At 64.6% G+C, this 21,493-nt stretch carries 18 protein-coding genes and 3 tRNA genes; 12 read left to right on the forward strand and 9 right to left on the reverse strand.

Annotation, left to right across the window (positions count from 1 at the left end; all coding sequences use genetic code 11):
• Positions 1–78 precede the first annotated feature (78 nt).
• Entirely contained in the window at positions 79–1,137 is a 1,059-nt protein-coding gene (locus D7325_RS14855) for a DUF2333 family protein (protein WP_120996949.1), read from the forward strand.
• Positions 1,138–1,272: 135 nt separating this feature from the next.
• Here D7325_RS14855 and D7325_RS14860 read toward each other — a convergent pair whose 3' ends face one another.
• From D7325_RS14860 to D7325_RS14875, 4 genes are all read right to left on the reverse strand, one after another.
• Complete coding sequence (locus tag D7325_RS14860; protein ID WP_120996951.1) at positions 1,273–2,607, reverse strand: sigma-54-dependent transcriptional regulator; 1,335 nt, start codon at positions 2,605–2,607, stop codon at positions 1,273–1,275.
• 97 nt (positions 2,608–2,704) lie between these two features.
• Positions 2,705–4,297 (reverse strand): sensor histidine kinase, encoded by a 1,593-nt coding sequence (locus tag D7325_RS14865; protein WP_120996953.1) that lies wholly within the window; start codon positions 4,295–4,297, stop codon positions 2,705–2,707.
• The gene (locus D7325_RS14870; protein WP_120996955.1) at positions 4,287–4,517 is read right to left on the reverse strand and encodes a PP0621 family protein; all 231 of its coding nucleotides are present in this window, start codon (positions 4,515–4,517) and stop codon (positions 4,287–4,289) included. Before D7325_RS14870 ends, D7325_RS14865 begins: the two co-directional genes overlap by 11 nt.
• Positions 4,518–4,549: 32 nt before the next feature.
• The gene (locus D7325_RS14875) at positions 4,550–5,551 is read right to left on the reverse strand and encodes an outer membrane protein assembly factor BamD (protein WP_120996957.1); all 1,002 of its coding nucleotides are present in this window, start codon (positions 5,549–5,551) and stop codon (positions 4,550–4,552) included.
• 144 nt (positions 5,552–5,695) lie between these two features.
• Between D7325_RS14875 and rluD the strand changes: the two genes are divergently transcribed.
• From rluD to D7325_RS14905, 6 genes are all read left to right on the forward strand, one after another.
• Complete coding sequence (rluD, locus tag D7325_RS14880) at positions 5,696–6,670, forward strand: 23S rRNA pseudouridine(1911/1915/1917) synthase RluD (RefSeq protein ID WP_120996959.1); 975 nt, start codon at positions 5,696–5,698, stop codon at positions 6,668–6,670.
• Entirely contained in the window at positions 6,667–7,404 is a 738-nt protein-coding gene (gene pgeF / locus D7325_RS14885) for a peptidoglycan editing factor PgeF (RefSeq protein WP_120996961.1), read from the forward strand. Before rluD ends, pgeF begins: the two co-directional genes overlap by 4 nt.
• A gap of 138 nt (positions 7,405–7,542) precedes the next feature.
• Positions 7,543–10,107, forward strand: a complete 2,565-nt coding sequence (gene clpB, locus D7325_RS14890) for an ATP-dependent chaperone ClpB (RefSeq protein WP_120996963.1) — start codon at positions 7,543–7,545, stop codon at positions 10,105–10,107.
• Between the two features lie 133 nt (positions 10,108–10,240).
• Positions 10,241–10,316, forward strand: a tRNA-Asn gene (locus tag D7325_RS14895).
• 9 nt (positions 10,317–10,325) lie between these two features.
• Positions 10,326–10,402 (forward strand) — tRNA-Pro (locus D7325_RS14900).
• 6 nt (positions 10,403–10,408) lie between these two features.
• Positions 10,409–10,484: transfer RNA gene (locus D7325_RS14905), tRNA-Lys, on the forward strand.
• 109 nt (positions 10,485–10,593) lie between these two features.
• On the opposite strand, the gene D7325_RS14910 is transcribed toward D7325_RS14905, so the two are convergent.
• The 3 genes from D7325_RS14910 to D7325_RS14920 form a co-directional block, all read right to left on the reverse strand.
• Complete coding sequence (locus tag D7325_RS14910) at positions 10,594–11,892, reverse strand: NAD(P)/FAD-dependent oxidoreductase (RefSeq protein ID WP_120996964.1); 1,299 nt, start codon at positions 11,890–11,892, stop codon at positions 10,594–10,596.
• 43 nt (positions 11,893–11,935) lie between these two features.
• On the reverse strand, positions 11,936–12,109 hold the full coding sequence (locus tag D7325_RS14915; RefSeq protein ID WP_120996966.1) for a DUF3094 family protein: 174 nt from the start codon (positions 12,107–12,109) through the stop codon (positions 11,936–11,938).
• A 91-nt stretch (positions 12,110–12,200) separates the two neighbouring features.
• Entirely contained in the window at positions 12,201–14,441 is a 2,241-nt protein-coding gene (locus tag D7325_RS14920) for a DUF1631 domain-containing protein (protein WP_120996968.1), read from the reverse strand.
• Between the two features lie 283 nt (positions 14,442–14,724).
• Here D7325_RS14920 and nadC point away from each other — a divergent pair, with 283 nt between their 5' ends.
• On the forward strand, positions 14,725–15,573 hold the full coding sequence (gene nadC / locus D7325_RS14925) for a carboxylating nicotinate-nucleotide diphosphorylase (RefSeq protein WP_120996970.1): 849 nt from the start codon (positions 14,725–14,727) through the stop codon (positions 15,571–15,573).
• Positions 15,574–15,634: 61 nt separating this feature from the next.
• On the opposite strand, the gene D7325_RS14930 is transcribed toward nadC, so the two are convergent.
• Positions 15,635–16,063, reverse strand: coding sequence for a Z-ring associated ZapG family protein (locus D7325_RS14930; protein WP_120996972.1), 429 nt, complete (start codon positions 16,061–16,063; stop codon positions 15,635–15,637).
• Between the two features lie 191 nt (positions 16,064–16,254).
• Between D7325_RS14930 and D7325_RS14935 the strand changes: the two genes are divergently transcribed.
• From D7325_RS14935 to zapE, 3 genes are all read left to right on the forward strand, one after another.
• The gene (locus D7325_RS14935; protein ID WP_120996975.1) at positions 16,255–16,881 is read left to right on the forward strand and encodes an alpha/beta hydrolase; all 627 of its coding nucleotides are present in this window, start codon (positions 16,255–16,257) and stop codon (positions 16,879–16,881) included.
• Positions 16,882–16,906: 25 nt separating this feature from the next.
• A complete protein-coding gene (locus D7325_RS14940; RefSeq protein ID WP_120996977.1) occupies positions 16,907–18,268 on the forward strand; it encodes a tryptophan--tRNA ligase in 1,362 nt (453 codons plus the stop codon).
• 147 nt (positions 18,269–18,415) lie between these two features.
• Positions 18,416–19,510, forward strand: coding sequence for a cell division protein ZapE (gene zapE / locus D7325_RS14945; protein WP_120996979.1), 1,095 nt, complete (start codon positions 18,416–18,418; stop codon positions 19,508–19,510).
• Between the two features lie 130 nt (positions 19,511–19,640).
• Here the strand turns inward: zapE and D7325_RS14950 are convergent, their stop codons facing one another.
• Complete coding sequence (locus tag D7325_RS14950) at positions 19,641–20,615, reverse strand: GlxA family transcriptional regulator (protein WP_120996981.1); 975 nt, start codon at positions 20,613–20,615, stop codon at positions 19,641–19,643.
• 141 nt (positions 20,616–20,756) lie between these two features.
• On the opposite strand from D7325_RS14950, the gene nfi reads away from it, so the two are divergent.
• On the forward strand, positions 20,757–21,458 hold the full coding sequence (nfi, locus tag D7325_RS14955) for a deoxyribonuclease V (RefSeq protein WP_120996983.1): 702 nt from the start codon (positions 20,757–20,759) through the stop codon (positions 21,456–21,458).
• The last annotated feature ends 35 nt before the right edge of the window (positions 21,459–21,493 follow it).

The raw sequence follows: 21,493 nt of genomic DNA on the forward strand, positions 1-21,493 counted from the left end.
GAGCCTGGGTTATCATTCGGACCTGTGCCGCAACCTGATACGGGGCGGCCTCTCCCGGACAAACACAAGGCGAACTCCATGCTCGACTGGAAGAACCGTACCCGCGCCGGAGCAACAGGCGCCGATTCCTCGCACACGGAGCCATTGGGGCAGCGCACGCTGATCCGACTGCTCGCCATCGTCATCGGTCTTTATCTGCTGATCTGCCTGGTGCTTGGCTGGTACTGGAGCCAGGAGCCGGATGGCTTCGCGGTCCGGCAGACCGTGAGAGAGGCCGCGCAGGCGTCCGATCGCCAGTTGGTCAATGGCTACGCCACGGTGGAGACGCTCAAGCAGGTTGCCGGCACGTTGCTGGACAAGCCGGGCGGTTACCTCTCGAACGATATCGCGCCGCCCGGGGTCTGGCTGGACAACATGCCGAGCTGGGAATACGGCGTTCTGGTGCAAGTGCGTGACCTGACTCGCGCGCTGAGAAAGGACTTCGCCCGCTCCCAGTCGCAGTCGGCCGAGGACCCGGACCTGGCGCGCGGCGAGCCGCTGTTCCACTTCGACAACAACAGCTGGGCATTGCCGGCGACCGAGTCCGAATACCGCGAGGGCATCCGGGCGCTGGATCGGTACCTGGCACGGCTGAGCGATCCGGCGCCGAATGCCTTGTTCTACACCCGTGCCGACAACCTCAACAGCTGGCTTGGCGACGTCGCGACCCGCCTGGGCTCACTGTCGCAGCGATTGTCTGCCAGTGTCGGGCGGGTTCGCCTCGATCCGGTGGATTCTGCCGAGTCGGCGGCGGCGCCGGGCGAAGCCGCTCCGGTGCGCGAGGAGGTGGTCGAGACGCCCTGGCTGAACATCGACAATGTCTTCTACGAGGCGCGTGGTCAGGCATGGGCCTTGTCGCACCTGTTGCGCGCGATCGAAGTCGATTTCGCCGATGTGCTGGCAAAGAAGAACGCGACGACCAGCCTGCGGCAGATCATTCGCGAGCTGGAAGCGGCGCAGGCTCCGCTCTGGAGTCCGATGGTGCTCAATGGCAGCGGCTACGGTGTGCTGGCCAATCATTCGCTGGTGATGGCGAACTACATCTCGCGGGCGAACGCAGCCATCATCGATTTGCGCAACTTGCTGGCGCAGGGGTAAGGCTGGGAACGGAACTCGGAATACGCGGGCAGCGGTCGCTGCATCGGAACGGAGGCATGCCTGGGGGCCAACCTCAGGGCATGCCTCGGTCTAGTCGCCGGCGCAGCCAGAGAAACTGTTCCGGGTCGGTCTGTGTTAGTCCAACCCGAGCTTCTTCAATCGATAGCGCATGGAGCGAAAGCTCAGGCCCAGTCGCTGGGCTGCGGCCGTACGGTTCCAGCGCGTTTCTTCAAGCGCCTGCATGATGAGCTTGCGCTCGATGTCTTCAAGGTGGTCCTCGAGGTTGTCGATCTTGGATAGGTCGCCCGTCTCGCCTCGGTCAGAACCGGGAGCGTCCGAGAAACGCAGGTCGCTGGCGGCGATCTCGTCGCCGTCGCAGAGCGTGTAGGCGCGCTCCAGCATGTTCTCCAGCTCGCGCACGTTGCCGGGGAAGCGGTAGCTGCGCAGTTTCTCCAGCGCCTCGGGGCTCAGGCGAGCGGCCGGCCCGCCCTCGGTCAGGCGGGCAAGGACGGCGTCGGCGAGCATGCCGATGTCTTCACGTCGTTCACGCAGCGGAGGCACGCGCAGCTCGATCACATTGAGACGGTAGTAGAGATCCTGCCGGAACCGGCCGGCTTCGACTTCGGCGGCCAGATCCTTGTGGGTCGCACACAGGATGCGGACGTCCACGAGGCTCTCCTGATGGCCGCCTACCGCCCGGATGGCCTTTTCCTGGATCGCCCGCAGCAGCTTCACCTGCATGGGGAGCGGCAGGTCGGCCACTTCGTCGAGGAACAGCGTGCCGCCGTGAGCGGCCTGGAACAGGCCCTGCTTGTCGTCGATCGCGCCGGTGAAGCTGCCTTTGCGATGGCCGAAGAACTCGCTTTCCATCAGCTCGGAGGGTATGGCACCGCAGTTGACCGGTATGAAGGGGCGATCGCCGCGCGAACCCTGCTCATGGATGAGCCTGGCGACCAGCTCCTTCCCGCTGCCCGACTCGCCGCTGATGTAGACCGGCGCCTGGCTGCGCGCAAGCTTGGTGATCTGCTTGCGGAGCGCCTTCATCGGCGGTGACTCGCCCAGCAGTCGGCTATCTCCCGGCGCCGTTTCGGCACGAACCGTCTTCAGGCGAAGCGCCGAGCTGACCAGCTCGCGCAATCGCTCGAGATCGACGGGCTTGGTGAGATAGTCGAAAGCGCCGGCCTTGAGTGCCGCAATGGCCGTTTCCACACTGCCGTAAGCGGTGATCATGGCGACCGGCGTCTGTGCATGATGCTGCTGGATGTACTGCACCAGGTCGAGTCCGGTGCCGTCGGGCAGGCGCATGTCGGTCAGGCACAGGTCATAGCTTTCGCGTGCGAGCCACTCGCGGGCTTCCTTTACGTTGCGTGCGCTGCGGGTGTCGAGCTTCATGCGGCCGAGCGTGATCTCGAGCAGCTCCCGGATGTCGGGCTCGTCATCGATGATCAGCGCTTTCTGGCGAACGGTCATGGCGTAGGTAATGATTCATGCAGGCCTGTCGGGGCGATGGCTCATGTTACTCCGATGTATGCCGGCGCGGCCGTGCCTCTGTCGCAGTGCGGCCTGCTCAGGCGACCTTGCGCGGGTGCGCGAAGACGATGCGAAAACAGCTGCCGCCTTCCGCGCGTGGCTGATAGTCCAGCCGGGCCTGGTTGCTTTCGCAAAGCTCCCGCGAAATATAGAGGCCTAGCCCGGTGCCCTTGTTCTCCGTGGTGAAGAAGGGCTCGAAAATATTCGCCATCTGGTCGGGTTTCACGCCGGGGCCGTCGTCCAGGATCTCCAGCACCGGCAGGTCGCTGTCCGGCTCCCGGTACAGCCTGAGCCACACTTGGGCCTCTGCATGCTGTTGGCCGCTGTAGCGCAGCCCGTTCTGGACCAGGTTGCTGAGCACCTGGATGAGCTGGTTAGGGTCCATCCGGGTCTGCAGGGAACTGCCGACCGACTCCACATGCAGGCTCTGATTGCCCTTGAGGCCATTGCGGAACTCGCCGGCGAAGCGATGCACCCAGTACTTCAGGTCAAGCAGCTGCGGCTCGGCCTGACGGCGGCGCGAGAGCTGGAGGACGTTCTCGATGATGAGGTTCATCCGCCGCGAGTGATCCTGAATGATCTGCGTCAGGCGCCGATCGGGTGCGTCCAGGGCTTCGGATTCCTGCAGCAATTGGGCGGCATGGCTGATGGCGCCCAGCGGGTTGCGGATCTCATGGGCGATGCCGGCGGTCAGTCGGCCCAGCGAGGCGAGCTTGAGCTGCTGGGCCTGTTGCGTGATGTGCGAGACGTCTTCCAGGAACACGAGCGTATTGCTCTGCTCGCTGTGCTGCAGCGTCGCGAAGCTGGGCTGCAGGGTCGGGCCACCCGCGACGGCGCGCAGGTTCTCGGGCCGCAGTGTGGGGTTGGTGCGCCATTGCTGAAGGCGCTCGATCAAGGGTGGGTAGCTCGTGTCCAGCACCTGCCCGGCCAGCTCCGGCAACGCCAGCATGTCGGTCGCCGCCCGGTTGGCCAGCAACACCCGGTGCTCCGCGTCGATGACCAGAATGCCCGTGCGCATGCGCTGGAGAATCAGCGCATTGAGCGCTTCGAGATTGGCCACATCTTCGGCGCGCTGACGGGCCAGGTTTTCGCTCAGTTGGAGTCGGCGGGTCAACGCCTGGACGAACAGCGCCGCCACGAAACACAGCGTTCCGAGCGCGCCTGCCTGGACGTACTGGCTCTCCGCGCCGGGCTTGCTCAGGGCGAGATAGAAGGTGAGGTAAATGATGCCGATCGAGGCGAGTGCGGCAATCAGCAGTCCGATGCGTCTGCCGAGCAGGATGTTGGAGATCGCCACGGCGATGACCAGCAGGTTGCCGATGCCGCTGGGCGTGCCTCCCGCCAGGTAGAACAGAGCCGACAGCAGCACCACGTCCATGAGCGCCAAGCCGAAGAGCTGGCTACTGCGCCGCGGCTGCTGCATCGAGACCGCGACCACGATGTTGACGATCAGGTAGGCCCAGGCGCCATTGCGCAGCATGGCCGGGTTGATGACGTCCAGCACGTCCTGGTGCAGGTCGCTGGAAATCAGCAGGACGAGGGCCAGGCCGATGGTGAGACGGTAATAGTGGTAGAGGCGCAGGATGCGACGACTCTGGTCGTCGCTCAGGGTGATGGGCTCAGTGGCCACCGTTGGCCTTGTCCTGCTCGAGGTGGCGCTGACTGCAGTACCAGCGGTCACCGGCCTTGAGTGCGTGATCTTGCGGTACGTGAACCCCGCAGGATGCGCAGCGCACCATGGCGGCCGGCTCTGGACCACGCTTGGTGGTGGCAGGGCGCTTCAGGCGTCGCCAAAGCCAGATGGCGACGACGACCAGTGCGACCCAAAACAGAATGCGGAACAGGCCCATGCGGTCCTCTCGTCACGCCCAGCGGCGGATGATCAATCGAAGAGGCCGAAGGTCAGGTAGCTCCACCAGGAGCGCTCGCGGTCTTCCGGTTCCTCGATCTCGGATTGAAGGTCCTTCACTTCCGGGGCGATGTCCTCGGGCAGTTCCTGCTGTGCGCGCTGGAACTGGCGGCGTACGTCTTCCTCCGCCTGGGTGCGCTCCGGCGCGGGCACTTCACCTTCGATCAGGCCAAGTGTCGCCTTCGCCAGCCAGGAGCGGCTGTCCGCTTCTTTCTCGCGGGGCACGAATTCGCCGTCTTCCAGGGAGGGATGGTCAGGAAAGTTGAGCTTCAGGGTTTCGAGGCTGGTGGCCGCCAGCTCATCGAGGCCCATGCGCCGGTAGGCCTCGGTCATCACGGCCAGGCCGTCGCCGACCGAGGGGGTGCCCTGGTAGTTCTCGACGACGTAGCGCCCGCGGTTGGCCGCCGCGACGAAGGCGTCTCGCATCAGGTAGTAATGCGCGACGTGGATTTCGTTGGCTGCCAGCAGGTTGCGCAGGTAGACCATGCGGGCCTTGGCGTCCGGCGCGTAACGGCTGTTGGGGAAGCGCGAGGTGAGCTGGGCGAACTCGTTGAACGAATCGCGCGCGGCGCCAGGATCGCGCTTGGTCATGTCCAGCGGCAGGAAGCGGGCGACCAGCCCTCGGTCCTGGTCGAACGAGGCCAGTCCCTTGAGGTAGTAGGCATAGTCGACGTTCGGATGCTGCGGGTGCAGCCGGATGAAGCGGTCGGCGGCGGCGCGAGCGGCCTCCGGCTCCATGTTGCGGTAGTAGGCGTAGATAAGTTCGAGCTGTGCCTGCTCGGCGAAGCGGCCGAAGGGGTAACGCGACTCCAATGCCTTGAGCTTGGCGATGGCGCTGGTATAGCTCTTGTCTGCCAGGTCGGCCTGCGCCTGCTGATACAGCTCGACTTCGCCGAGGTTCTCATCGACCGGTTCATTCGACGAGCAGGCGGCGAGAGCGAGGATGGCGATCAGCAGCAGGTGTTTCACTTGCATGGCGGCTTGCGTCCTGTGACGGTCGGCTGTCTGGGTCACGGCCGTCCTGTTATGATTGGCGCCCCGTTGAGACGGGGCGAAAAGACGGCGTATTTAACCACAAGCGCAAAGCCGAAACCAAAGCCCTCCCTACCTGCGTTCCCTATGCCCACCACCTCGAAACAGTTCATCCATCTGCAGGCTCAGGTGCCTTCAGAACAAGGCGGGCAGCGGCTCGACCAGATTGCCGCCCAGCTCTTCTCCGAGCACTCGCGCTCGCGGCTGACGGGGTGGATCAAGGACGGCCTGCTCACCGTCGACGGCGCCGTGCTGCGCCCGCGCGACATCGTGCACGGCGGCGCGCTGCTCGAGCTACGTGCCGAGCAACAGGCGCAGGGGGAGTGGCAGGCGCAGGCCATCGACCTGGATATCGTTCACGAAGACGACCATATCCTCGTGCTGGACAAGCCTGCCGGGTTGGTCGTGCATCCGGCCGCCGGGCATGCGGACGGCACGCTGCTCAATGCGCTGCTGCATCACGTGCCGTCGCTCATCAACGTGCCGAGGGCCGGTATCGTTCATCGCCTGGACAAGGACACCACCGGCCTGATGGTAGTGGCCAAGACCCTTGAAGCGCAGACGCGGTTGGTCGAGCAGCTGCAGGCGCGCAGCGTCAGTCGCATCTATGAGGCGATCGTGCTTGGCGTGGTGACCTCCGGTGCGACAGTCGATGCGCCGATCGGACGGCATGGCCAGCAGCGCCAGCGTATGGCCGTCACCGAAAGTGGCAAGCCGGCGGTCAGTCACTACCGGGTGCTCGAGCGGTTCCGCTCCCATACCCATGTGCGGGTGAAGCTCGAGACCGGGCGAACCCACCAGATTCGTGTGCACATGGCGCATGTCGGTTTTCCGCTGGTGGGCGATCCGGTCTATGGCGGACGCTTCCGCATTCCGCCGGCGGCGAGCGCCACGCTCGTCCAGACCCTGCGCGAGTTCCCGCGGCAAGCCCTGCACGCGCGCTTTCTCGAGCTGGACCATCCGGCCACTGGCGCCCGCATGAAGTGGGAATCCGCCCTGCCGGACGACCTGGTGTGGCTCCTGACCCTGTTGCGCCAGGATCGCGAGGCCTACCTCGGGTGACGGACTGGCCCGCCGATTGGCTGGTGCCCCGGTGGCCGGCGCCGGCACGGGTGCGTGCCTGCGTTACCACCCGCGCAGGCGGGATCAGCCTGCCGCCGTTCGATTCCTTCAACCTTGGCGATCACGTCGGGGATGATCCGGCCGCGGTCGACGCCAACCGCCGCTCGTTGAGGTACGCGCTGGGCTGCCAGCCGGCCTGGCTCGAGCAGGTGCACGGTACCGAGGTTGTCGAGGCCGACCCGTCCCGGCGGGCGACTGCCGACGCCAGTTGGTCGGAGCGCCCGGGTATGGCCTGTTCGATTCTTACCGCCGATTGCTTGCCGGTGCTGTTCTGCGACCGAGCCGGAACCCGTGTGGCGGCGGCGCACGCCGGTTGGCGCGGGCTGGCGGCCGGCGTGCTGGAGCGAACCCTGCAGGCGCTGGATATCGAGCCGGCTGAGGTGCTGGTCTGGCTGGGGCCGGCGATCGGACCCGAGGCGTTCGAAGTCGGCCCCGAGGTGCGGGATGCGTTCGTCGACCATCAGGCCGAGGCGACGACTGCCTTTCGCCCGAGCGCCCGACCGGGCCGGCTGATGGCAGATCTCCATGCCCTGGCGCGCCTGCGCCTGGCCGCGCAGGGTGTCCTGGCCGTACATGGCGAGGGCGCCTGCACTTTTTCCGATCCACGCTTCTATTCCTATCGTCGGCAATCCCGCACGGGTCGGTTCGCCTCTCTGATCTGGCTCGCTGACTGAGCGCGACAGCGCGTCCCGGTCACCGGATGCCCGCGCTGCTTGAATCTCCGTGGTTCGTCCCTATCTAACCTGCAACTCGCAGGCGTTCGTCCGAGGCGCGTTGGCGCCGGCCTGCTTCGATCAGATAGAGGCATTTCCATGCGTATCGACCGTTTGACCAGCAAGCTCCAGCTTGCGCTATCCGATGCACAATCCATCGCTGTCGGTCTCGACCACGCGGCGATCGAGCCGCTGCACCTGATGCAGGCCCTGCTCGAGCAGCAGGGCGGCTCCATCCGGCCCCTGCTGATGCAGGTTGGCTTCGATATCGCGGCGCTACGCAAGGCGCTCACCGAGGCGCTCGATCAGTTGCCGAAGATCCAGAACCCGACCGGCGACGTGAACCTGTCGCAGGACCTGGCGCGTCTGCTCAACCAGGCCGACCGGCTGGCCCAGCAGAAGGGCGATCAGTTCATTTCCAGCGAGCTGGTGCTGCTCGCGGCGATGGATGAGAACACCCGGCTGGGCAAGCTGCTGCTCGCCCAGGGCGTCAGCCGCAAGGCGTTGGAGAATGCCGTGGCCAACCTGCGTGGCGGCGAGGCAGTGAACGATCCCAACGCCGAGGAATCGCGCCAGGCGCTGGACAAGTACACGGTCGACATGACCAAGCGCGCCGAGGACGGCAAGCTCGACCCGGTGATCGGCCGTGACGACGAGATCCGCCGGACCATCCAGGTGCTGCAACGGCGCACCAAGAACAATCCGGTGCTGATCGGCGAGCCGGGCGTGGGCAAGACCGCCATCGTCGAGGGCCTGGCGCAGCGCATCATCAACGGCGAGGTGCCCGACGGTCTGAAGGACAAGCGCCTGCTCGCACTGGACATGGGCGCGCTGATCGCCGGCGCCAAGTTCCGCGGCGAGTTCGAGGAACGCCTGAAAGCGGTGCTCAACGAGCTGGCCAAGCAGGAAGGGCGGGTCATCCTGTTCATCGATGAGCTGCATACCATGGTCGGTGCCGGCAAGGCCGAGGGCGCCATGGACGCCGGCAACATGCTCAAGCCGGCCCTGGCGCGTGGCGAACTGCACTGCGTCGGCGCCACCACCCTGGACGAGTATCGCCAGTACATCGAGAAGGACGCGGCGCTCGAGCGGCGCTTCCAGAAGGTGCTGGTGGACGAGCCGAGCGAGGAAGACACCATCGCGATCCTGCGCGGGCTGAAGGAGCGCTACGAGGTCCACCACAAGGTGACCATCACCGACGGCGCGATCATCGCGGCGGCCAAGCTCAGCCATCGCTACATCACCGACCGCCAGCTGCCGGACAAGGCCATCGACCTGATCGACGAGGCGGCCAGCCGCATCCGCATGGAAATCGATTCCAAGCCCGAGGCGCTGGACCGCCTGGATCGTCGGCTGATCCAGCTGAAGGTCGAGCGCGAGGCGCTGAAGAAGGAAGAGGACGAGGCGGCGAGGAAGCGCCTGGCCAAGCTCGAGGAAGACATCGCCAAGTTGCAGAAGGAGTACGCCGACCTCGAGGACATCTGGAAATCCGAGAAGGCCGAGGTGCAAGGCTCGGCCCAGTTGCAGCAGAAGATCGAGCAGGCCAAGACCGAGCTCGAGGCCGCGCGGCGCAAGGGCGACCTCAATCGCATGGCCGAGCTGCAGTACGGCGTGATCCCGGACCTGGAGCGCAGCCTTCAGATGGTCGACCAGCACGGCAAGCCGGAGAATCAGCTGCTGCGCAACAAAGTGACCGACGAGGAGATTGCTGAGGTCGTGTCCAAGTGGACCGGCATCCCGGTCGCGAAGATGCTCGAGGGTGAGCGCGACAAGCTGCTGCGCATGGAAGACGATCTGCACAAGCGGGTGATTGGCCAGCACGAGGCGGTGGTGGCGGTGGCCAACGCGGTGCGCCGCTCGCGTGCAGGACTGGCCGATCCGAACCGGCCGAGCGGTTCCTTCCTGTTCCTCGGTCCGACCGGGGTGGGCAAGACCGAGCTGTGCAAGGCCTTGGCCGAGTTCCTCTTCGACACTGAGGAGGCGATGGTGCGGATCGACATGTCGGAGTTCATGGAGAAGCACTCGGTCGCCCGTCTCATCGGTGCTCCGCCGGGTTACGTCGGTTACGAGGAGGGCGGCTACCTGACCGAAGCGGTGCGCCGCAAGCCGTACTCGGTGATCCTGCTCGACGAGGTGGAGAAGGCTCACCCGGACGTGTTCAACATCCTGCTGCAAGTGCTCGAGGATGGCCGGCTGACCGACAGCCAGGGGCGTACGGTGGATTTCCGCAATGCCGTGGTGGTGATGACCTCCAACCTTGGTTCGGCGCAGATCCAGGAGCTGGCCGGCGACCGCGAGGCGCAGCGTGCAGCGGTGATGGATGCGGTCGGCAGCCACTTCCGTCCGGAATTCATCAACCGGATCGATGAAGTGGTGGTGTTCGAGCCGCTCGGCCGGGAACAGATCGCCGGTATCGCGCAAATCCAGCTGGGGCGGCTGCGTCAGCGGCTGGCCGAGCGAGACCTGTCGCTGGACCTGTCGGAGCAAGCGCTCGACAAGCTCGTGGCTATCGGCTACGACCCGGTCTACGGCGCCCGGCCGCTCAAGCGTGCGATCCAGCGCTGGATCGAGAATCCATTGGCACAGCAGATACTGGCCGGCACCTTCGCGCCTGGCGATACCGTCCAGGCGCGTGTCGAAGGAGACGAAATCGTCTTTGCCTGATCAGGGACCCGGGGCATCCGCCCCGAGTCGATGCGCTATCGAGTGCTTGACAGCTTGGTGATCGTCCGTAAAATGGCGCGCCTCTGATGCGGGTTTGCTTCATTGCCCTGTCGGAGTTGGAAGTACCGAACGTTCCGCGATAGCTCAGTCGGTAGAGCAAATGACTGTTAATCATTGGGTCCCTGGTTCGAGTCCAGGTCGCGGAGCCAACTTCCAGCCGGGGTATAGCGCAGTCCGGTAGCGCGCCTGCTTTGGGAGCAGGATGTCGGGAGTTCGAATCTCTCTACCCCGACCATCTTTCGGGTCGTTAGCTCAGTCGGTAGAGCAGTTGGCTTTTAACCAATTGGTCGTAGGTTCGAATCCTACACGACCCACCATTCCTTCCTCTTGTTGTGCAATGGCCATTGCCTGGTGCTGACCGGTCGATGCTTTTCGCATGCCTGGCGTAAGGCTTCGGCATGCGGCCGGCGCCGCATGCCTAACACCTCAGTGCAGTTTCAAACGTGGCTCGGTGCTTCGGCTGAGGCGATCGCCAATCATCATGAGCGTCGTACGGACCAAACCGTACAGTGCGATCTGATGCATGCGGTAAAGCGAAACGTAGAAGAGTCGCGCGAGCCAGCCTTCCAGCATGACGCTCCCGGTCAAGTTGCCCATCAGATTGCCGACTGCGGAGAACCGGGACAGCGAGATCAGCGAGCCGTAGTCCCGGTAGCGATACTCGGGTAGCGCTTGGCCCTGCAGGAGCAGACGCAGCGAGCGGGCCAGCAACGACGCCTGTTGGTGGGCGGCTTGCGCGCGCGGCGGGACGTTGTGCTCGGCATCCGGCTGGGGACAGGCGGCACAGTCGCCGAAGGCGAAGATGCGTTCATCGAGCGTTGTCTGGAGGGTCGGGCGGACAACCAACTGATTGATGCGGTTGCATTCGAGGCCCAGATCGCGCAGGAAGGCGGGCGCCCGTATGCCCGCCGCCCACACCTTGAGCTCGGCCGGAACGAAGCGGCCGTCGCGGGTATGAAGTCCTTCACTCGTGACTTCGCTTACGGCTGCATCGGTCAATACCGAGACACCCAGCTTGTCTAGCGTCTGTCGGACAGGATTGCCGATGCGCTCCGGCAGGCCAGGCAGAACCCGAGGGGCCGCCTCGACCAGCGTGATGCCGACGTCTTCCGGACGGATACGGTCCAGGCCATAGGCGGCGAGTTCGCGGGCTGCGTGAAGCAGCTCGGCCGATAGCTCCACGCCGGTGGCGCCAGCTCCGATGATCGCTACGTTGAATGACGCCGCCGGTTGATCGTCATGTGCCGCATGGGCGCGCATGTAGTGACTCAGCAACTGGCGGTGGAAGCGTTCGGCTTGTTCTCGTGTATCGAGAAAAATGCAATGTTCCGCAGCGCCCGGTGTGCCGAAGTCATTGGTCGTGCTGCCCACGGCGAGCACGAGGGTGTCGTAGCCGATCTGGCGCGCCGGGAGCACCTCGACGCCGTTGTCATCGACCGCCGGTGCGAGTGAGATTTGACGCTCCTGGCGATTTAGCCCGGTCATGCGTCCCAGCTGAAATTCGAAGTGGTTCCACTTGGCCTGCGCAACGTAGTTCAGTTCGTCGCCAGACGAGTTGAGCGAGCCGGCGGCCACTTCGTGCAGCAATGGCTTCCAGATGTGGGTCAGGTTGGCGTCGACAAGGGTGACACGCGCCTGTCGGCGTTTGCCGAGCGTCCTGCCAAGGCGTGTCGCCAGCTCTAGGCCGCCGGCCCCGCCGCCGACGATAACGATGCGATGCTGCATGCTTTGCTCTCATGAGGCTTGGGAATCGTGATGCGCTCCGGTGCTAAAGCACCAGGGAGCCGAGTACCCGGCTGAGCAGCCCAAGGCCGATCACCGTGCCGAGGACAAGAGCCAAGAGCAGAAGGGGCCGGAAAGGGCGCCTGTTCACCTGATGCTGCGGGGCGCTCAGGTATTCATCGACGCGCTGCTGATCTTCGGGGGAGAGGCGGCTGGGCATGGGTACCTCGATCTGTTGGCTGGCATTGTAGCGGGCCAGCCCCTCGATACCAGCCCCGGCCCGTTTGGGCGTGGCTGGTATCGAGGCGGGATCAGGCGTTCTTGAGGCGGCGCAGGTTGCCGATCACCGACTCCAGTGCGCGATCGAACAGAAGGGCGTCATCGAGCAATCGGACGGCGCCGCGCTGGAATTCGAGCGCCAGGCCTGTTCGCGTCTTCTCGAGCACCTTCATGCCGGTGCGGTTGACGAAGATGAATTTGCCGGTCGGCTTGATGATGGCCGCCAGCTTGCAGCGGAGCTTGTGCTCTTCGTCTTCCTGGAACTCGACCCAACTGCCAACGCGCAGGTTGTCGACCTTGATCAAGGCTTCGTCGTTCTCGGGCAGCCGTGGCTCGGGCTCGACGTCGCGAACCTCGCCCGGTGCCAGCAGCACGATCTCCTCCTGAACCTCCACCATCGCGGGGCTGGGTGGGCCGACGAATTCTACCTGGGCATCGATTTCGCCGGTCGGCGCGGCAGTCTCCGCCTCGACAGGCTGCGGCGGCTGAAGCGCCTGCACGTGCAGAGTTTCGAGCTGATTGAAGAATTCGCTGGTGGAGAAGGGATTGAACGCCGCGCTGCTGAGGCCGTCGCGCAGAGACCTGAGCAGGTCCGGGACGAGTTCGAGCAACTGCTGGCGCTCCTGGGCGTCGTCATGCGGACTTACGCTCCAGATCAGTTGATCCATCGTATCCAGCGCCGACTGCCATTGCTCCGATTGGGTGCCGTGCTTCAGGCAGGTCAGCAGCAGCACCTTGCTCCAGGCTTCCTGAAGCAGGCGTACGACCACCTCGGGCAGGGTTTTCCCGAGCAGGCGCTGATTCAGCGCACGTTCCACTTCCTGGCGGGCGGCCTCGGCTTTTGCGCGGCCTTCTTCGGCGTCCCGCGTGCGCTGCTCCAGAAGCTCGCTCCGACGGCGCTCATCGCCCGTGAAGGCAAGGAAGTCCGCGAGCAGCTCGGAGAAGATGCTGGGGTCGTCGGTGAAGTCGTTCAGAAGCCGTGCAACGATCTGTTCGATCTTCTGGTACAGGCTGTCCCGCTGGGTATCGTCCTGATCGCCCCAGCCCATCGCCGCCGAGGCGATTTCGTTGAGCAGCCGCCGCGCCGGGTGGCTGCCTCGGCTGAAGAACGTCTTGTCGATGACCGCAACCTTCAGGATCGGGATCTGCAGGCGGGCGATGAGCGCCTTCAGCGAGTCGGGAAGCGTGCGGTCGTCGAGGATGAATTCGAAGAGCATCGACACCAGGTTGATGACGTCCTCGTCGATCTCGCCGACGGTGCGGTTCTTTCCGCTCTTGGCGCTGGCGCGCTTGAGAAGCTGGTCGAGGTGATCGCGCACCTCGTGGTAGTCGGTGGTCTGTGGCGCCCGGGTCTGGATATGCGAGAGCAGGCGCAGCAGGTCATGGCTGGAGATCGGCAGCGCATCGCGCGGCGCAGCTTGGCTGCGGTGCGCCCCGCGGACTTCTGACAACAAGCCCTGCAGCAGGCTGAACACCTCCTCCATTTCCTCGTCGGTGCGAACGTCGTCCTGGCTGTAGCTGCCTGCCGGGAGCGGGTTGGCCGAAGACACAGGGCGGTCCTGTCTCGGGCGGGGTGGCGTCGAGCGCAGTTCGGGCAGCACGCCGGCGGCGACAAGGATCTGGTTGGCTTCGGCGTACAGCTGATCGAGGTTGGTCAGTACGAAGCGATCGAATAGCTTGAGGATGATCAGCTTGACGCGAATCTCCATGACTAGCTCGGAGCAGGCCTGAAGGAAGCTGTCGCATAGCGTGAGCGGGCCGAGCGGATTGCTCTTGTCATCGACCTTGCTGCTGACGAGCGTGTTCAGCCGTGTGCTCAGGTGCGTCAGGGCGAGGGCGTCGCGCGTCATCACCTTGGCGACCATGGTATCGACCGCGACCGACTCTTCCAGCTCGTCGTTCTGTACGAGCGAGAGGCTGTCGAACGACACCGCCTCGGCCGACTGGGCGGGGCCGATGTCGTACTGATTCAGTGTGGCGAAAGACTCGAAGACCTTCTGCAGAAAGCCGCGCTCGATGCTGCGGCGCTTGAGGCGCAAGTCGCGCATGGCTTCGAAGAATGCACTTTGCTCGCTGTTGCTGCCGGCACGGTCAGCCATTTCGAACAGGGTGTCGTCAGCGTTGTCGAACAGGGCCTGCAGTGCCTGCTTGAGCTGAAGCGCTGCCTTGTCGCGAACGTTGATGAGCGCGACCGGCAGCCGGCCGGCCGTGACCGTGGGCTTGGCATCGGGCGCTGCTTTATTGAGGTGCACCACTTTTGCATCGGTTCGCATTCAAACTCTCCCGCAAACACCGCCCTTCGAGGGTCTCTAGCAGTCCGCTGCTTGAGATCTTGTGATCAACGTCAACGAGACGGCGCCAATACTAAGGCATTTCTTGGAGTGGATAGCATCAAGCCAAGCCGGCTTCGGCATTGGACATGATTTCGTTCACAGATACTCCTGACTTTTTTCGTTGGGGTTAAAAAAATATTTCCACAAGCGATTCTTCGAAAGCGCCGCTGGTCTGCTTGTCGTGCGATGGCCTCTATAATCGGCCTCAAACGAAGGAGCAGCCATGCCGAATCTCACACTCCAAGACATCAACGCCGAGATCGATGCCGGCGTCCGACGCGCCCTGGCCGAAGACGTCGGGACCGGTGATATCACTGCGCAATTGATTCCGGCCGAGCGACTTGCACATGCGACCGTCATCACCCGCGAAGCCGCGGTGCTGTGCGGTACGGCCTGGGTCGATGCGGTGTTCAGGCAGATCGATCCGAGGGTCGCGGTTCATTGGCAAGCCGCTGATGGCGAGCGCGTCCAGGCCAATCAGCCGTTGTTTCATCTGGAGGGGCCGGCGCGGGCGCTGCTGACAGGCGAACGAACCGCCCTGAATTTTCTGCAGACCCTCTCGGGTGTCGCGACGCGTTGCCAGCATTATGCCGATCTGGTCGAAGGCACCGGCGTGCGTCTGCTCGATACGCGCAAGACATTGCCGGGCTTGCGCCTGGCGCAGAAATACGCCGTCACCTGCGGTGGCTGCCACAACCACCGGATCGGCCTCTACGATGCCTTCCTCATCAAGGAGAACCATATCGCGGCATGTGGCGGAATCGCCGAGGCGGTCGCCGCGGCGCGTGGTATCGGGCCGGGGAAGCCGGTCGAGGTCGAGGTCGAGAGCCTCGATGAGCTCGACCAGGCGCTGGCGGCGGGGGCCGACATCGTCATGCTGGACGAACTGAGCCTGGCGGACATGCGGATTGCCGTCGACCGCGCGAAGGGACGCGCCATGCTCGAAGCGTCGGGAGGCGTGGATGAGTCGACCCTGCGGGCCATTGCCGAAACCGGTGTCGACTATGTATCGATCGGTGCGCTGACCAAGCATGTGCAGGCGATCGACCTGTCCATGCGTCTTCGCCAGTGATTGCAGCGAGTCAGTAATTGCAACGAAAAAGGGGCTTTCGCCCCTTATCAGTTCCTCCGCGTCACAGCCGGCTTTTCAGGCCGAAATTCTCGTGCAGCGTACCGGGCGCATCATCGCCCTTGGGGGCGTAATCCTTCGGGGCTTCGGTGAACACCGGCGAATTAAGCCGTTCGCGTGGGTTGTGCTCGTCGCTATGTAAGGCGGCGAGCAGGCGCTGCCGGGTTTGCTCGTCGAGGGCCAGCTTGTTCGCACCTTCGGACAGGTGATCCTGCATGTCCTGGTAGCTGTTGGTGAGCTTGCGCAACAGGCTCGCGGTGGTATTGAAGTGGGTGATCACTTCGCTCTGGTAGGTGTCGAAGCGCTCCTGCAGGTCATCCACCTGACGCTGGGTGCGGTTCGGTGAGGTGCTGCGTGCGATCAGGTATCCAATGGCGACGCCAACCAGCAGGCCGACGATCGGGAGCAGCCAGAGCGCAAGGTTTTGTTCCACGAGTCCTTCCTCATTCAAGCGACTGCGCACGCTGCGAGGGCCAAGGCCGATGCGGGCCAGGCGCGCAGTGGTGTTTCGACGGCCTGTTACGTTAACGTCTGGCCCCTGTCCTGTACACCGTCGCGCATTGCCGCGGCGGTCGCAGGTTTCGAGAAGACGAGTCGACCCGAGGGTGGGTCACGGAGTTCCCCTTGCTCATGCGAGAACAATCCCTTTTCCTCGACGGCCCGAGCGGTGGGCTCGAGGCGCTGCATTTCGAGACGCCACAGGCCGTAGGCGCGGCGTTGGTCTGTCATCCCAATCCAGTGCAGGGCGGCACCATGCTGAACAAGGTCGTCTCGACCTTGCAGCGCACCGCCCGGGACGCCGGCTACGCCACGTTGCGGTTCAACTATCGGGGCGTGGGGCGCAGCGCGGGCAGCCATGACATGGGCGACGGCGAAGTCGACGATGCCGAGGCGGCAGTGCGCTGGCTCATGGCGCAATACCCGGGATTGCCGGTCACCCTCATGGGGTTTTCCTTCGGCGGCTTCGTCGCGGCGAGCCTCGCAGCGCGTCTCGAGGCGGCGGGCGAGCCGGTCGAGCGGCTGTTCATGGTCGCGCCGGCCGTTCACAGGCTCGAGGGCAAGCCGCTTCCAGCCGAGGGCTCACTGACGATCATCCAGCCGGAGGCCGACGAGGTGGTCGATCCGCAGACTGTCCATGCGTTTTCCGCCAGCCTGTCTCGCTCCCACGAGCTGCTGAAAGTGGCAGAATGCGGCCACTTTTTTCACGGCAAGCTCGTCGAGCTGAAGGAGCTGGTTCTGCCTCGGCTCTGATGTCGTTCACCTTGCAAGGGCGCTTATGACCACACGCATCCTGACCGGGATCACCACCACCGGCACTCCACACCTGGGCAACTACGCCGGTGCGATCCGCCCGGCGATCGTCGCCAGCCGTACGCCGGCAGCCGATTCGTTCTACTTCCTGGCCGACTACCACGCGCTGATCAAGTGCGAAGATCCGCTGCGCATCCAGCGCTCGCGTCTGGAGATAGCGGCCACCTGGCTCGCCTGCGGGCTGGATGTCGACCGGGCGACGTTTTATCGCCAGTCCGATATCCCGGAAATTCCTGAGCTGTGCTGGCTGCTTACCTGCGTGACCGCCAAGGGGCTGCTCAACCGTGCGCACGCCTACAAGGCGTCGGTCGATCGCAATGTCGAGGCGGGGGAAGACGCCGATGCTGGCGTGACGATGGGCTTGTATAGCTACCCCGTGCTGATGGCGGCGGACATCCTGATGTTCAACGCGCACAAGGTGCCGGTCGGTCGGGACCAGATCCAGCATGTCGAGATGGCCCGCGACATTGCGCAACGGTTCAATCACCTGTTCGGCCAGGGGCGAGAGTTCTTCACCCTGCCCGAGGCGGTGGTCGAAGAAGACGTGGCAACGCTGCCGGGGCTCGATGGACGCAAGATGTCCAAGAGCTACGACAACACCATTCCGCTGTTCGGCAGTGCGAAGGAACTGAAGGCGGCGATCGCGCGTATCGTGACCGATTCCAAGCTGCCCGGCGAACCCAAGGATCCGGACAGCAGCCACCTGTTCACGCTTTACCAGGCCTTCTCCACGCCGGAGCAGCTTGCCGCCTTCCGTGCCGACTTGCTGGCCGGGCTGGCCTGGGGCGAGGCGAAGGAGCGCCTGTTCCTGTTGCTTGATGCCGAGTTGGGAGAGGCACGCGACCGTTACCATGCGCTGATCGCCCGGCCGGCGGACCTCGAAGACATCCTGCAAGCCGGTGCCGCCAAGGCGCGCCGGATCGCCACGCCGTTTCTTGGCGAGCTGCGCGAGGCGGTCGGTCTGCGCAACTTTGGCGCACAGGCATCGGTTGCCGCGCCAACGAAGAAGAAAGGCGCCAAGAGCGCTCGCTTCGTCAGCTTCCGCGAAGCCGACGGCACCTTCCGCTTCCGGTTTCTGGCGGCCGATGGCGAGGAGCTGCTGCTCTCGCGCCCGCTGGCCGATCCCAAGGCGGTGGGCATGCTGACCCAGCGTGTCATCGCCGCGGGCGTGGATGCGCTGGACCTTCGGGAGGACGAGGGAGATCGCTTCAGCCTGTGGCTGGACGGGGCACGCGTCGCGGACAGTCCCGCCTTCGCCGATGCGCAGGCGCTCGATGCCGCGATGGTTCGCCTGCGCAACGCGGTCGCCTCGTTGGCAACCGACTGAACGCAGCGCACTGCCGGCGCGTTGCGCTGCCCGCCGGGGCAGCCGACGGGCCGGTCGCCTGGGCCAGGCGTCCGCGTCGGCCCGAAATTGCCAAGCACCGAGGCCGCGGCTAAAGTGGCGGCCCCGTTTCGCAACCCCGACCCCGCCATGACCCCCCTCGAGCGCTATCAGGCTGATCTGAAACGTCCTGACTTCTTTCACGATGCGGCGCAGGAAAATGCCGTTCGGCATCTTCAGCGTCTCTATGACGACCTGGTGGCCGACGACCGGGACAAGGGCGGCTTCATTGGCAAGCTGTTCGGCAAGAAGAAGCACGAGCCGATCAAGGGCATCTATTTCTGGGGTGGCGTAGGGCGCGGCAAGACCTACCTGGTCGACACCTTCTTCGAAGCGCTGCCGTTCGAGCAGAAGATGCGCACGCACTTTCACCGCTTCATGAAGCGTGTGCACGAGGAGATGAAAACGCTCAAGGGCGAGAAGAACCCGCTGACCATCATTGGCAAGCGGTTCGCCGACGAGGCGCGGGTGATCTGCTTCGATGAATTCTTCGTTTCCGACATCACTGACGCGATGATCCTTGCGACCCTGCTCGACGAGCTGTTCAAGAACGGCGTGAGCCTGGTCGCGACGTCCAATATCGTTCCCGATGGCCTTTACAAGGATGGCTTGCAGCGGGCGCGCTTCCTTCCGGCGATCGCGCTGCTCAAGCAGCACACCGAAGTGGTCAACGTTGACAGCGGCATCGACTATCGCCTGCGCGCGCTCGAGCAGGCCGAGCTGTTTCACTACCCGCTCGATACCGAGGCCCAGCAGAGCCTGGAGCGCAGCTTCAAGAGCCTGCTGCCGGAAAAGTGCCGGGTCGTCGAGAACGACGCGCTGAATATCGAGAACCGCGAGATACGCGCGGTGAAGACCGGCAACGACGTCGCCTGGTTTGAATTCCGCGAGCTGTGTGACGGCCCGCGCAGCCAGAACGACTACATCGAGCTGGGCAAGATCTTCGGCGCCATCCTGCTGGCCAACGTCGAGCAGATGGGCGTCGCCAAGGACGATATGGCGCGCCGCTTCATCAACCTGGTCGACGAGTTCTACGATCGCAACGTCAAGCTGATCATTTCCGCGGAGGTCGAGCTGAAGGACCTCTACACCGGCGGCCGTCTGGAATTCGAGTTCCAGCGCACCCTGAGCCGGCTACTGGAAATGCAATCCCACGAATACCTGTCGCGGCCGCACAAGCCTTAAGGCGGGAAGGACAAGACGAGCCCGAAGGCCGGACGGCGGCGCGTTGGGCTCTCGGCTTCGCCTGTCCGTGGCCGACGCGACGCAACGTCGCGGTCGGGCAACCCGGAGCGAGCCTTCTGCGCATCCAGCCTTAGCTCCCCTTGTGCCGATACTGCTGCCGATAGTCGTTCGGCGAGAGCTGGGTGTGCTGGCGGAACAGCCGCGCGAAGAAGCTGGCGTCGTCGTAGCCCACCTCGTAACTGATGGTCTTGATGCTCTTGCGGGTCGTCGAGAGCAGGCCCTTGGCCGTCTCGATGCGCAGGCGTTGCAGGTAGTGCAACGGCTTGTCGCCGGTAGCGGCCTGGAAGCGGCGCATGAAATTGCGAATGCTCATGCCATGCTGGCGGGCGACGTCTTCGAAACGGAATTTCTCGGCGAAATGCTCCTCCAGCCACTCCTGGATCTGCAGCACGCTGCCGTCCTGGTGCAGTTTCTGTCCGCCAAAGCCGATACGACCCGGGCTGTAGCTGCGCCGCACCTCGAACAGGATGTCGCGCGCCATGCCCTGGGCGATGCCTGGCCCGTAGAGCCGCTCCACCAGATAGAGGTAGAGGTCGCTCGATGAGGTGGTGCCGCCGGCGCAGAACAGGTTGTCGCTGTCGGTCAGCTGCTTGCCGGGGGTGAGCGTGACCTTTGGGAATCGCGCGGCGAATTCCTGCTGGAAGCGCCAGTGGGTGCAGGCTTCCTTGCCATCGAGCAAGCCGGCCTGGGCGATCCAGAAGGCTCCGGTCGCTTCGGCGGCCAGCAGCGCACCGGCGGCGTGCCGTTCGCGCAGCCAGTCGATCACCTGTGGGGCACGGGCTCGAAGCGCATCGAACTCATGCCAGAACGCGGGAAGGATGATCACCTGCGCGTCGACCAACGCCGCTTCGGCCGTGATTTCAGTCCCGCTGAAAGTCTTCACCGGGCCGCCGTCCGGGCTGACGATGAGCGTGTCGAAGGCCGGCGACGCCTCGTCGCCCAGGCGCTTGGCGTGGCGGAGGCCGGCCATGTGGAAAAAGTCCTTGGCATGCATCAGGGTCGAAGCGAAGACCCCGTCGGTAGCCAGAATGCAGATCCGGTTCATGTCGTACCGCTTGGTTTCTTGTTATCGGAAGCGTGACTAAACTGCCGCGCGATGGCGGGATCGTCTTCGCTTTTCCTGGAAATGTCCAGACGGCTGAACCAGCTGGCACACCAGCCCGTCCAACCGGGCACGGAGGGATCAATGGACAATCAACGCCACGTGTATGCAGACCCACTGAGCGGCTGGGATGGCAGCGTCGCGGCCGCACGCGACCTGCAGCGCCAGTTGGCCGCGCAGGTGCGGCTGGAGGACGACTTTCCGCCACTGCGCCTCGTCGCCGGGGTGGACGTCGGGTTCGAAGAAGGCGGACGCATCACCCGTGCCGCCGCCGTGCTGCTGGATGCCGAAACCCGCCAACCGCTCGCCGAGTGCGTCGCGCGCATTCCCACCTCGATGCCCTACATCCCGGGGCTGCTCTCGTTTCGTGAACTGCCGGCACTGTTGCAGGCGCTTGATGCCTTGCCACAGCGACCGGATCTGGTGTTCGTCGACGGCCACGGTATCGCGCACCCCCGGCGCCTGGGCGTCGCGGCGCACCTGGGCGTAGTGACCGGCCTGCCGACCATCGGCGTGGCCAAGAAGATTCTCACCGGCGAGCATGCGGAATTGCCGCTGAACAAGGGCGCGCGGGTCGATCTGCATGCCAAGGAGGGGGACGTCATCGGCACGCTGCTGCGCAGCAAGGATGGCGTTCGGCCGTTGATCGTTTCGCCCGGCAACCGGGTGAGCCTTGCGACCGCGCCCGAGGTGGTGATGGCGTTCGTGACGCGCTATCGCCTGCCCGAGCCGACGCGTCTGGCCGATCGGCTGGCGTCGCGGCGCGGCAAGGAGCACCGCGTCTAGGCGGGTGCTTGCCCTGTGACGGCGTGGAAAGGTAG

It is taken from the genome of Stutzerimonas urumqiensis (genome assembly GCF_003640395.1).
GTDB classification, from domain to species: Bacteria; Pseudomonadota; Gammaproteobacteria; order Pseudomonadales; family Pseudomonadaceae; genus Stutzerimonas; species Stutzerimonas urumqiensis.